The organism is Gordonia sp. ABSL11-1 (assembly GCF_030315685.1).
Taxonomy (GTDB): domain Bacteria; phylum Actinomycetota; class Actinomycetes; order Mycobacteriales; family Mycobacteriaceae; genus Gordonia.
The window spans coordinates 122,411-133,136 of record NZ_JASXSI010000014.1 but is presented as its reverse complement, the minus strand read 5'-3'; the positions used below and the strand labels follow the sequence as shown (position 1 = coordinate 133,136).

Genomic DNA, 10,726 nt, shown 5'->3' with positions numbered 1-10,726 from the left:
CGGTCAGTCCGTGGGCAGCTGATAGACGTGGTCGCTGATGTCGAAGTCCGCGGGGATCAAGCCCTGCTCCTTCAGCATGTTCGACACCTTCTCCAGCGCCGCGACATCCATACCCGACGAGTAGGTCGGCATCACCATCGTCTGGGCCACGTCCGCGGGGACCTTGGCGACACTGGGAATCCAGTTGCGCACGGCCTGCTCGTCGGCGGCCATCTCTCCACCCGCGGCGTAGATGGCGCGGGCGAATGCCGCTGTGGTGTCCGGGTTCTGGCCGACAAAGCGGTTGCCGGCGACGAAGATCGACGCGGCCAGTCCGGCGTTGGGTCCGTTGGTCAGATCGACCACGCGGCGCATCCCGGCCTGCTGGGCGGCCGACCAGAATGGTTCCGGCGTGTACCCGGCGTCGATGGAGCCGGCCTGCACACCGGACACCATCTCCGGGAACGGTACCTCCACCCAGTTCGGGGAGACCTTCTTGCCTTCGGACCGCGCCAGGTTGGCGAACGTCACGTCACCGATGTTGCGAGTCGTGTTGGTACCGACAGTCTTCCCGTTCAGATCGTCGATCGTCTGGATCGGGGAATCCGGTTTGACGAAGATCGCCCCGGAGCCGTTGCCGAGGGATGCGGTGTAGGCGACGTCGGTGACCGGCGCGCCCTGCGCCTGGGAGATCGAGGCGGAGATGGTGTTGGCGATCGCGTAGTCGAGTTCGCCGGAGGCCACCTTCTGGATGCCGATGGGTCCGCCCTGGATGGGCTCGAGGGTCACCTCGAGGCCTTCCTTCTCGAACAGGCCGTTCTCGTTGGCCCAATAGACGGCGCCGTAGTCGGCGAGTGGGAGGACACCGACCGTGATCTGTGTCTTCTCCAGGCTGCCGTCCGGGGCGACCGCTTCCGTTCCCCCGCCACCGCTACCGCCGCAGGCGGACAACACCATGACACCGCACGCCGCGGCTGCGGCGAACGCGGTACGAATCTTGTTCATCGGGCTGAATCTCTTTCGTTCCGCGGAGGGTCAGACTGACACATCCGTCTTAGCGCCAAACATCTTTGCTGTAAGAGAGTGTGCCTGTCTTTGCGCTAAGAGGTCAACGGTTTGGCGAATTTCGCGGGACGTTTTACGTAAGCTTCACGTTAAGGACTCGGAACCCGATTCAGATGAACGGCGGGGCGGCACCGGTTTCGGTGCCCGACGAATTCTGCTCAGGCGCTGGCGGCTTCGTCCTCGATCCCTGCCCCGGCGGCACGCAGGGAGTCCTCGAGACGGAACAACAGGTGAGCGAGTTGTTGACGGTCGGGGTCGTCGATGGGCTCGAGCAACCGGGCGAGCATGGCGAAGTGTGCATCAGAGACCTCGTCGACCAGCTGTCGTCCCGCGTCGGTGAGGGCGACGTAGACGACGCGGGCGTCGTCGTTGTCCCGTTGCCGTGTCACGAGTCCCGCCTTCTCGAGCCGGTTGACCCGCAGGGTGAGTCCCCCGGTCGTGACGAGAGTCTGCTTGGCCAGCTCGCCGGCGGTTCGGCGGTAGTGCGGCTCCGCACGCCGGAGGCACGCGAGCACGTCGAAGCCTGCCTCGTTGATCCCGAAACGCTCGAAACCGGCGTTGATCTCGGACCGATACAGCAAGTAGCTGCGGTGCAGCCGGCCGAAGATCTCCAACGGTTCGACACCCAGTTCCGGACGCACGGACGCCCATCCGCGGATGATCCCCGCGACGCCGTCGTCGAAGCCCCCTGATGCGCTTGGCATTGGCATCCACCCCTCATACGATTCCGGCCGAGCCGGTCGGGATGGCGATCGGCTCGGCTCTTTCCAAATTACCTTAGCGCAAAAGTTGTGTACGCTTCTCTGTATCCCGCCGGTGTGGGACGTTCATATCCTGCTCCGGTACAGAGCATTCGCTCACGTATCCAGGAGATGGTCGTCGATGGATCCCGTGCTCGCCACGTCCCAGCCCGTGCTCGCCGAGGCCTACCGGGTGTGGCAGGAGGACCACTCGTGCGCCCTCGCCACGGTGGTCGCCACGCACGGCTCCGCGCCACGTGATCCCGGCGCAATGCTGCTGGTGCACGAGGACGGATCGGTCGTCGGCAGTATCTCCGGCGGTTGCGTGGAGAGCGCTCTGTACGAGAGTGCCCTGGAGACACTGACCACGGGGGTCCCACGGCTCGAGAGTTACGGTCCGGACGGGGATCTGGTCGCGCCGGGTCTCACCTGCGGTGGCTCATTGAGTGTTCTGGTGGAACGCGTCGATCGCCGGCAGTTCCCAGAGTTGCCGGTGGTTGTGGATCGGTTGAGCGCAGGTGTGCCCTGTGTTCTGCACACAACCACACCGGAGAGCGGCGCCATGCACACGGTGGTAGGCGGCGTTTCGGGCGCGACTCGCCTCGAACAGGACGGGTCGATCATCCGGCGATTCCTGCCGGCACCGAGGATGGTCATCGTCGGGTCGACCGACTTCGCGGCCGAGATGTCCGTGCTCGGTGCGCGAATGGGGTATCGCGTCACGGTGTGCGACGCACGTCCGGTTTTCGCGACTCCGTCGCGGCTATCGCACGCGCATGACGTTGTCTGCGGTTGGCCGTCGGATCATGTTGTGCGTGAGCGTGACTCCGGCGCGTTCGACGAGCGGTCCGTGTTCGTGGTGCTCACGCATGATCCGAAGATCGACATCCCGGTCCTGGTCGAGTGCCTCGACGACTCCCGATGGCCGGTTCTGCCGTTCTACGTCGGGGCGATAGGGTCGCGGAGGGCGGATGCCCGACGGCGGCGCGAACTTCTCGACACGGGTGTCACGCCAGACCAGCTGAATCGACTGCATAGCCCGATCGGTCTCGCCATCGGCAATCGCGGACCGGCCGAGACCGCGATCGCCATTGCTGCCGAATTGATCCATGCCCGTTCGGTTTCCGCTGTCTGACCAGTCGCGTCAAGCGTGGGCTGTGGCGGTCCCACCGAGCGGTACCGACCAGGCGTCGTACTCGTACACCCAGTCACCGTTGCCGGCCTCCTTGAGCCACTCGTTGCTGCGTGAGCCGCGCTGGATCGCCGCGGTCCGCTCTCGACGGGTCTCCTGGTAGCGAAGTACCGCGGTGGCAGTGTCGTCGCCGGTCGCGAGGCAGCGCGCCAGGACGGCCGCGTCCTCGATCGCCTGTCCCGCGCCCTGCGCCATGAACGGCATCATCGGATGGCAGGCGTCGCCGAGCAGAACTCCCTGACCGTTGGTCCAGGATTGCAGTGGATCGCGCACGTACAGTGCTGATTTCATCACCTCGTTGCACGCATCCAGCAACGCGGTGGCCTCGGGATGGAAGTCGCGGTAGGCGGCGCGGAGTTCGTCCACCGAACCACGCGTCGTCCACGACTCCTCGGTCCATTCGGGTTGGCCGATGGTCGCGAAGACGAAGATCTCCTTGCCCTGGTTGAGCGGGAAGACGACGATCTGGGTGTCCGGGTCGGGACCCCACCATTTGGTGAACGAATCCATGTTCGGCAGATGGGCGACCTGCTCGCGGTCCAGCACGGCACGGTAGGCGACGACGCCGGTGAACTCCGGATGCTCCGGGCCGAACATCGCTGTGCGAACCCGTGAGTGGATTCCGTCGGCGCCGATCACGACGTCGCAGTCGTGCCGGGTGCCGTCGTCGAACACCAGCGTGGCCCGCTCACCGAAATCGATGGTCTGCACTCGCCGACCCATCCGCATCCAGGAGTCGGGCACCGCATCCCGCATCGCCGACATCAGATCACCACGGTGCAGCGTCAACTGCGGTGCACCGTAACGCTCTTCGGCACTCGCACCCATGGGGATACGGGACGTCTCCGCGCCCGTGTCCCACATCCGGCTGATCCGGAAGCGGGGCTGTGCGCCGCCGTCGCGCAGGCGCGCACCGAGGTCGCCGCCGACGGTGTCGAGCACACGGACGGCGTTGGGGGTGAGGTTGATGTCGGCGCCGACGCGTGCGAACTGCGTTGTCTGTTCGAAGACCACGGCGTCGAGTCCGGCGTTGCGCAGTGCGATCGCTGCGGCAAGCCCGCCGATCCCGCCGCCGACGATCGCGATGTCGCGAGCGGGTGGTGTTGCGGAGGTGGTGTGTGCCGGTGTTGCGGTCATGGGGTGCGACCTCTCGGTGGTGGGGGGTTTCAACTGATCCCTGAGGTGGACCGTGGTAGAACAACCGTTCACTGAGGAGGGCCGGAGCGCTAGCGGAGGTCCGTCACGAAGGGGGCCCGTCGTGACGCTCGGCTAGCGCCTCGCTCCTCAGGGACCGGGGTGGTGACGCTCGGGGACCGGGGGTCAGCTCACGCCGACGGAGGCGGGCCGTCCGCCTGCTACTTTCGCGGGGCGTCGCCGTGCCGACCGGCCCAAGGCGACGACGATCACCGCGGCGACGGCAACGGGGATGCAGGCGAACAGGACGATGGTGCTGGTGGCCAGGCCCATGCCGATGAGGGCGCCGCCCACGATCGGGCCGACGACCGAACCCAGGCGGCCCATCGACGACGTCCAGCCGACTCCGGTGGCGGCGGTCCGTTGCGGGTAGAGCGTGACCGCGACGGCGGCCTGGCCGATCATGCCGGCCTGCAAGCCCAGGCCCACGCCGCCGAACACGATGAGCAGCATCGCCTTGTCGGCGCCCAGGAAGGTGGACAGCACGAGGAACGCGATGGCGACCACGGAGGTGGTGGCGAGGACGGAGGTCATGCGGAACCGCAGCGCTGCGACCATCAGGACACCGGCGCCGATGATGCTGCCCACGCCGAGTGCCGCCGAGCCGAGCGGTGCCAGTCCCGTGCTGAAGCCGTAGCTGGTCAGCAGGGTCGGCAGCCACGACGAGAAGATGTAGTACACGCAGAAGATCAGGAACGAGAACGCCCACAGCAGGATCGTTCGGCGCCGGACCTGCGGATCGAAAAGACGGGCCACGGAGGCGTCGCGCTTCGCGGTGTCGGGAGCATGCTGCGCCCCGGTGACCGCGCGCTCGTCGGGCAGCCAGATCCATAGCATCGGCAGCAGCGCCGCCGAGGCGATCGCGCCCACGATGAACACCGACGGCCAATCAAACCACCGGATGAGGGCGGCACCGAGAACGCCGGCGATGAGCGCACCGAGCGAGATCCCGGTGGTCACGAAGACGGCGATCTGCTGGCGGAAGCGGGCCGGGTTCAGCGCCGTCGCCTGCGCCACCGCTGCAGGCATCACGGCTCCGAGACCGAATCCGGTCACGAATCGCAGCACGGTGAGCTCGATGATGCCGCCCGCCCATGCGGTGAGCAGCGACCCGAGGGTGAACACGACGACCGCGGCCAGGACAACGTTGCGACACCCGAACCGTGCGGTCAGCCGGCCCACCGCGATGTAGCCGAGGGCCACGCCGAGGCTGGTCAGCGACAAAGCTGGGGTGAAGTGCGCCGGGTCGACGCCCCAGTCGTCGGAGAGTGCGGGGACAGAGAGTCCGAGGGCGATGGTGTCGTAGCCGTCGAGCACGACGGCGACAAAGGCGAGGATCAGCACCGGCCAGTTGGGTCGGGTGATGTCGGCGGGGTTGACGCTGGAGCTGTGCGGTCCGTTCATGACGGGTCCTCGGGGTGTTGCGGCGGGCTGCGCCGGTGGGGATTGGTTGATTCTAGTCGGCTACTGCCCGGTCGAGCGGGGCAGGAAGCCCTGGGCTTCGATCTCGACGGTGAGTCCCGGCTCGACGAGCCGGGACACCTCGACGAGGGTCGAACAGGGGAAATCACCGGAGAAGATCGCGCTGCGGGCGCGGCCGACCGCGGTCTTCTCGTCGATGTCGGTGAGGTAGATGCGCAGCACGACGATGTCGTCGATGGTCGCACCGCACGCCTCGGTGAGCGCTTGCACGCGGCGGAGAGCCTCGACTGCCTGCGCGTATGTGTCCGACCCGCCGACCGGTCCATCGGGTGTACCCGCGTGCATGCCGGACAGGAAGAACTGGTCGCCGACGACGCGGGCGTTGCTGAACATATCCGGGCGCGGTGGCTCCGCCACGGCGGTGTGCGCGACGCGGGTCATGCGACGGACTCCGCTCGTTTCGGCGCGAGGTCTCGCCGGGCGTCGGACTCCCGGGTGAGACGTTCGCGGACCGGCAGGAAGTCATACGTCGGGTAGAAGTCGGTCTCGAAGGTGCCCCATGCGCGACGTTCCAACTCGACGTTGACCACAGCGAGGCGGGAGGCCGGGAGCCGAAGGGTGACGATCTGACCGATACCCATCGCAACCACCCAGGAGACGATCTCGCAGCCGTCGGGCGGGAAGCCGTGCCACCAGTCGTTGGCGTCGAGGCGGCCCTGCAACTGTTCGAGATTCTGACCTTGGTCGTGACGCAGCACCACGGTGAGCATCATCGTGTCGTCGTCGGTTTCGCCGACGGTCATGCGTTCAGTTCCGCGAGTTGCTTGGCCTGAGCGACCGCGTCCGCGCGGTAGATGCGCCGGATGCGGGAGACACCGAGGTCGTGCTGATACAGGTGCTCTTCGCGGTCGGCGTCGCCGGACAGCGCCTCGAGCACTTCTCGGTCCTGTTCGAGGACCTCCCAGTGCTTCTCTTCCAGGGTGGTCCGGTACATGAATCGCCACGTCTCGCGTTCCCATCCGCTGACGCGGCGGGTGCGCCAGTGGAAGATCGCCGACGACGACCGGTCGATGGGTGTGCTCATGCCGACGATGCCGAACACCCCGCCGGGCCCGGCGCCCGGACCGTAGGGGATCTCGAGGTCCACGTGGTCCATGGAGCCGCGGACGAACTCGACCCAGTCGAAGTTCACGCCGCGCTGATCGGTCTTCTCGAAGAAGAATCCGCGATCGGTCTCGCGGATACGGAAGCGTGCGGAGACGTCGCCGCCGAACATGGAGTGTGAGTTGCGGTGCAGGAACGCGCCGTGCATCGGGTCGAGGACATTGTCCATGTAGAACCGCCATGGCCCGGCCCACTCGGCGAAGTTGCCGAACCACGAGACCTCGGGGTCGGACAGTCGATCGGGCAGGACGAACGGCGTGGGTACCGATTCCGCGGTGAGCGGGATGAACGCGAAGATGGTGTCGGCGGCCTCGACGACCTCGAGTGACACTGTGGCCCTGCGTCCTTCGAGTGCACACCCAGGCATGCCCGGTACGGAGACGACGGTGCCGCCGCCGTCGACCTGGACCCCATGGTAGGCGCAGGCGATGCGGTCACCGAGGTGCTGTCCGACCGACAGCGGTGCGCTGCGGTGCGGGCAGCGGTCCTCGAGCATGTGCACCACGCCCTGTGCGTCGCGGAACAGCACCCAGTCGACGTCGAGCCGGCGGACCGGCACCATCGCGCCGGCTTCGACCATGTGCGACGGCAGGATCGGATACCACCGGTCACGCAGGCCGGTGGCCGCGATCTCGTCGGCGTCGAGGTGGCGGCGTGTGCCGACGGCGAAGGTCGGGCGGCCGCGGGCGGGGCGGCGAGGAGCCTCGGTACGGGTGGTTTCGGTGGTGGTCATGTCATTTCCCCAATCTGCGCATCTCGGCGCGGAATGTCTGCTCGGTCCACGGACCACCGTCGGGACCGTTGAGTCCGAGCGAGTTCAGTCCGTCCACGACTTCATCGAGAGTCGTTGCGCCGCCGCTGAAGATCTCCGTCAACGATCCGGCGAGTTTGCGCTCGTAGGGCGTGATGGGTTCCGGATGTGTCTGGTGGGTTTCCAGATACGGCTCGCGGGCTGTGCGAGTGATCATGGGTGGGCTCCTTCGAGGAGAGGGGTGGGAGGGGTGAGCAGTCGTCCGTCGCGGGCGGCGAGTCCTTCGGCGATGGCCATGAACGATGCGGTCCACTCGCGGAATGATTCCGCGCTGCGCAGATGCACCGGCTGCGGGGAGCCGTCGATGATGACGAAGACGCCGTTATCGATCTCACCGGCGATGTGTTGCGCGGCAGACAGATCCGTGTCCGGGTGCGGGGCCGATGCGAGGACCAGGGTGGGTACGTCGACGTCGGTGAGCAGTGCGGCCTCGGTGTCGTCGAGGGCTTCTGGTTCGGCCAGTACCAGGCTGAGGACGGTGCCGGGATGTGCAATCGCCAGCCGGATCGCGTCGATCACGTCCGGGCCCGCCGCGTGCACGTGCACCTGTTCGCCGGCTTCGACCGTGGGCTGCGCGCCATCGGGCCACCACACGGTGCGGGGGCTCATGACCGTGCCTCGTGCTCGTCGGCGGTGGGCACGTGGACGGGCGGGACAAACGGTCCCGGCGCGGGGTCGAGGGCCTCCACATCGACCTCGATGACTGTGGGGCCGGGGTGGTCGGCGGCGGCGGCGAGTGCATCGCCGATCGCGCCCGGCCCCTGCACCAGTTGGTAGCGGATGTCCATGGATGCGGCGAGCAGGTCGAAGCGCGGGGTGTGCAGGTCAACCCCGGAACGTCGGAAGCCGTTCTTCTCCTGCATGTTCCGCAACACTCCGTAGCCGCCGTCATTGAAGACCACAACGATGACGTGGGCATCGGCGCCGGCCAGGCTTGCCAGCTCCCCGAGGTGGACGGCGAGTCCGCCGTCGCCGGCCATCACCAGCGTCGGGACGTCCGGTCGGGCATGTGCCGCACCGATTCCCATCGCGAGTCCCTGGCCGATGCCGCCGCCGAGCGGGAAGATGTTGGTGGCGCGGTCGAGGATCGGCAGGAGTCGGTTGCCCCACTGACTCGACGGGATGGTGACGTCGCGGGCAATGACCGACCGCGCGGGCAGTGCGTCCCGGATGGCTGTGCAGATCTCCGCGTAGCCGCCGATGTAGGCGGTGAGATCGGCGCGCACGCGGTCGCGGACCTTGGTGACGCGGTCTGTCCACTCCGACGACGGGTGGCGGTCAGCGGGCAGGGTCTCGGCGATCCGGTCGAGGACGTGGGCGGCGTCGCCGACCACACCGACCGTTGCCGGGTAGACCCGTCCGATGGTGGTCGGTTCGATGTCGACCTGGACGATGGTGCCCGGGAGTCTCAGACTGTACGACGCGGTCTCGTTGGAGCGGAAGTGTGTGCCGACGGCCAGCAGGAGGTCAGCGTCGGCGAGAAGTTCCCGGACCGCGGGGGTGGTGGCGAAGTTGCCGATGACCAGCGGATCGGTCTCGGGGACGATGCCGCGGCCGGAGTTGCTGGTGAGGATTCCCGCGCCGAGTCGCTGGGCGAGGTCGGTGATCTGATCGCCGGCGTCGGCCGCTCCGCCGCCGAGCCAGATCAGTGGGCGCTGCGCGTTTCGCAGCAGATCGGCAGCGCGCTCGACGGCGGTCTCGTCGAGGTCGGTGCCGGTGTCCCCGGCGAGGTCGATGGGTCGCTGGGACTCCGGCGCGGCGAGGTATTGGAGGTCGGTCGGCCATTCCACACTGGCCGGCCCGTGTGGCGCGGTGCGGATCTTCGCGATGGCCGATTCCAGCTCGGCTGCAACGTCTTTTGCGTCGACGATGGTGGTCGAGTGGGCGGAGACGGCGGCCAGCATCTCGGGCTGGCGCGGGAACTCGTGGATCACCCCGCGGCTCGGTGCGGGCCGTCCGGGCGCCAGGTACTCGCTCTCGATCTGCCCGGTGATGTGCAGCACCCGGCTGCCTGCGGTCAGCGCTTCGACCATCGAGCCGGCCGCGTTGCCGGCGCCGGTGCCTGTGCTGGTCAGGGCCACGCCGATGGTGCCGGAGGCGCGGGCATATCCGTCGGCCGCGTTGACGGCGGCGGCCTCGTGCCGCATCTCGACGAAGGTGAGGTCGCGGTCGACGGCTTCCACCAGCGGCAGGTTGTGGATGCTGACCACACCGAATGCTGTGGTGATGCCGTGTCGGCGCATGACCTCGACCAGAACGTCGCCGCCGGTGCGGCGGTCGTTCGCGGGCTGCTGTGCGGACATGTCGTGTACTCCTGTGGGCTGGGGTGTGAAAGGTCAGACGTAGCGGTGGACGCCGCCACCGACGTCGAGGGTGGCGCCGGTCATGTAGCTGTTGAGCGGGGACAGCAACGTGGTGACCGGGAAGGCCAGCTCGTCGGCGGTGCCGAAGCGTCCCAACGCGATTCCACGGTCGCGTGCGATGTCGGCGCTCCAGGTGTCGAAGTCGTGTTCCGATTCGCTCTCCTGATACCGGCGGTGCCACTGGCCGGTGTCGACCAGGCCGAGCAGCACTGAGTTGACCCGGATGCCTTCCGGCGCGAGGTCGCCGGCCAGGGAGCGCGACAGGTTGAGCAGCCCGGCGCGGGCCGCGGCGGTGACGGCGAGTCGGAGTTCGGGCTGCCGGGACAGGATGGCGTTGACGATCACGATCGATGCGGAGTCGGAGTCGGCCAACGCTTTCCGTCCGGCACGGATCACGTTGAGAGCGCCGAAGATCTTCAGGTCGAACTCGTCGCGGATCTCGTCGTCGGTGGTCTCGTCGAGGGTGCGCATCAGCGACCGTCCGGCGTTGCAGACCATTCCGTCGAGGCCACCGAGCCGGCCGACGGCGTCGTCGACGAACGCTGTCACCGAGGCGCGGTCGGTGACGTCGCAGGAGGCGGTGACGACGTCGGTCATTTCGGCGAGGTCGGCGGTGGCGGCGCGCAGCCGGTCCTCCTCCCGGGCGCACAGCGCGAGGCGGGCGCCTTCGGCCGCGAGCATCCGGGCCGTGGCGAGACCGATGCCGGAACTCGCTCCGGTGATCAGTATCCGGCGGCCCTTGAGCTGCAGGTCCATGGGTACTCCTGGGTGGTGGTCGGGGTCGTGTTCTGCGGGA

12 protein-coding genes are annotated in these 10,726 nt (G+C 67.6%); 1 reads left to right on the top strand and 11 read right to left on the bottom strand.

Annotated elements, in window-relative coordinates; all coding sequences use genetic code 11:
• Nucleotides 1-3 precede the first annotated feature (3 nt).
• Together QSJ19_RS16575 and QSJ19_RS16570 are read right to left on the bottom strand one after the other, a co-directional pair.
• Nucleotides 4-984 (bottom strand): ABC transporter substrate-binding protein, encoded by a 981-nt coding sequence (locus tag QSJ19_RS16575; RefSeq protein WP_286321973.1) that lies wholly within the window; start codon nucleotides 982-984, stop codon nucleotides 4-6.
• Between the two features lie 218 nt (nucleotides 985-1,202).
• A complete protein-coding gene (locus QSJ19_RS16570) occupies nucleotides 1,203-1,748 on the bottom strand; it encodes a MarR family winged helix-turn-helix transcriptional regulator (RefSeq protein ID WP_286321972.1) in 546 nt (181 codons plus the stop codon).
• A gap of 178 nt (nucleotides 1,749-1,926) precedes the next feature.
• On the opposite strand from QSJ19_RS16570, the gene QSJ19_RS16565 reads away from it, so the two are divergent.
• Nucleotides 1,927-2,919, top strand: a complete 993-nt coding sequence (locus QSJ19_RS16565) for an XdhC family protein (protein WP_286321971.1) — start codon at nucleotides 1,927-1,929, stop codon at nucleotides 2,917-2,919.
• A 9-nt stretch (nucleotides 2,920-2,928) separates the two neighbouring features.
• On the opposite strand, the gene QSJ19_RS16560 is transcribed toward QSJ19_RS16565, so the two are convergent.
• The 9 genes from QSJ19_RS16560 to QSJ19_RS16520 all read right to left on the bottom strand — a co-directional run bounded on the left by QSJ19_RS16560 (nucleotide 2,929) and on the right by QSJ19_RS16520 (nucleotide 10,686).
• Nucleotides 2,929-4,113 carry an FAD-dependent monooxygenase gene (locus tag QSJ19_RS16560; protein ID WP_286321970.1) on the bottom strand — a complete coding sequence of 395 codons (1,185 nt, stop codon included), beginning with the start codon at nucleotides 4,111-4,113 and terminating at the stop codon, nucleotides 2,929-2,931.
• 183 nt (nucleotides 4,114-4,296) lie between these two features.
• Nucleotides 4,297-5,574, bottom strand: a complete 1,278-nt coding sequence (locus QSJ19_RS16555) for an MFS transporter (RefSeq protein WP_286321969.1) — start codon at nucleotides 5,572-5,574, stop codon at nucleotides 4,297-4,299.
• Between the two features lie 60 nt (nucleotides 5,575-5,634).
• Nucleotides 5,635-6,033 (bottom strand): RidA family protein, encoded by a 399-nt coding sequence (locus QSJ19_RS16550; protein WP_286321967.1) that lies wholly within the window; start codon nucleotides 6,031-6,033, stop codon nucleotides 5,635-5,637.
• Complete coding sequence (locus QSJ19_RS16545; protein ID WP_286321966.1) at nucleotides 6,030-6,395, bottom strand: hypothetical protein; 366 nt, start codon at nucleotides 6,393-6,395, stop codon at nucleotides 6,030-6,032. The genes QSJ19_RS16550 and QSJ19_RS16545 overlap by 4 nt, the downstream gene beginning before the upstream one ends.
• Nucleotides 6,392-7,489: a Rieske 2Fe-2S domain-containing protein gene (locus QSJ19_RS16540; protein WP_286321965.1), complete on the bottom strand. Its 1,098-nt coding sequence runs from the start codon at nucleotides 7,487-7,489 to the stop codon at nucleotides 6,392-6,394. The genes QSJ19_RS16545 and QSJ19_RS16540 overlap by 4 nt, the downstream gene beginning before the upstream one ends.
• Nucleotide 7,490: 1 nt before the next feature.
• A complete protein-coding gene (locus tag QSJ19_RS16535) occupies nucleotides 7,491-7,724 on the bottom strand; it encodes a recombinase-like helix-turn-helix domain-containing protein (RefSeq protein ID WP_286321963.1) in 234 nt (77 codons plus the stop codon).
• Entirely contained in the window at nucleotides 7,721-8,176 is a 456-nt protein-coding gene (locus QSJ19_RS16530; RefSeq protein WP_286321961.1) for a hydrolase, read from the bottom strand. The genes QSJ19_RS16535 and QSJ19_RS16530 overlap by 4 nt, the downstream gene beginning before the upstream one ends.
• A complete protein-coding gene (locus QSJ19_RS16525; RefSeq protein ID WP_286321960.1) occupies nucleotides 8,173-9,870 on the bottom strand; it encodes a thiamine pyrophosphate-binding protein in 1,698 nt (565 codons plus the stop codon). Before QSJ19_RS16525 ends, QSJ19_RS16530 begins: the two co-directional genes overlap by 4 nt.
• A 33-nt stretch (nucleotides 9,871-9,903) precedes the next feature.
• On the bottom strand, nucleotides 9,904-10,686 hold the full coding sequence (locus tag QSJ19_RS16520; protein WP_286321959.1) for an SDR family oxidoreductase: 783 nt from the start codon (nucleotides 10,684-10,686) through the stop codon (nucleotides 9,904-9,906).
• Nucleotides 10,687-10,726: the final 40 nt, after the last annotated feature.

Coding starts and splice junctions, on each gene's coding strand:
- QSJ19_RS16530 (WP_286321961.1), bottom strand. CDS start 8,176: ATGAGCCCCCGCACCGTGTGGTGGCCCGATGGCGCGCAGCCCACGGTC.
- QSJ19_RS16555 (WP_286321969.1), bottom strand. CDS start 5,574: ATGAACGGACCGCACAGCTCCAGCGTCAACCCCGCCGACATCACCCGA.
- QSJ19_RS16560 (WP_286321970.1), bottom strand. CDS start 4,113: ATGACCGCAACACCGGCACACACCACCTCCGCAACACCACCCGCTCGC.
- QSJ19_RS16575 (WP_286321973.1), bottom strand. CDS start 984: ATGAACAAGATTCGTACCGCGTTCGCCGCAGCCGCGGCGTGCGGTGTC.
- QSJ19_RS16565 (WP_286321971.1), top strand. CDS start 1,927: ATGGATCCCGTGCTCGCCACGTCCCAGCCCGTGCTCGCCGAGGCCTAC.
- QSJ19_RS16570 (WP_286321972.1), bottom strand. CDS start 1,748: ATGCCAAGCGCATCAGGGGGCTTCGACGACGGCGTCGCGGGGATCATC.
- QSJ19_RS16520 (WP_286321959.1), bottom strand. CDS start 10,686: ATGGACCTGCAGCTCAAGGGCCGCCGGATACTGATCACCGGAGCGAGT.
- QSJ19_RS16545 (WP_286321966.1), bottom strand. CDS start 6,395: ATGACCGTCGGCGAAACCGACGACGACACGATGATGCTCACCGTGGTG.
- QSJ19_RS16540 (WP_286321965.1), bottom strand. CDS start 7,489: ATGACCACCACCGAAACCACCCGTACCGAGGCTCCTCGCCGCCCCGCC.
- QSJ19_RS16535 (WP_286321963.1), bottom strand. CDS start 7,724: ATGATCACTCGCACAGCCCGCGAGCCGTATCTGGAAACCCACCAGACA.
- QSJ19_RS16550 (WP_286321967.1), bottom strand. CDS start 6,033: ATGACCCGCGTCGCGCACACCGCCGTGGCGGAGCCACCGCGCCCGGAT.
- QSJ19_RS16525 (WP_286321960.1), bottom strand. CDS start 9,870: ATGTCCGCACAGCAGCCCGCGAACGACCGCCGCACCGGCGGCGACGTT.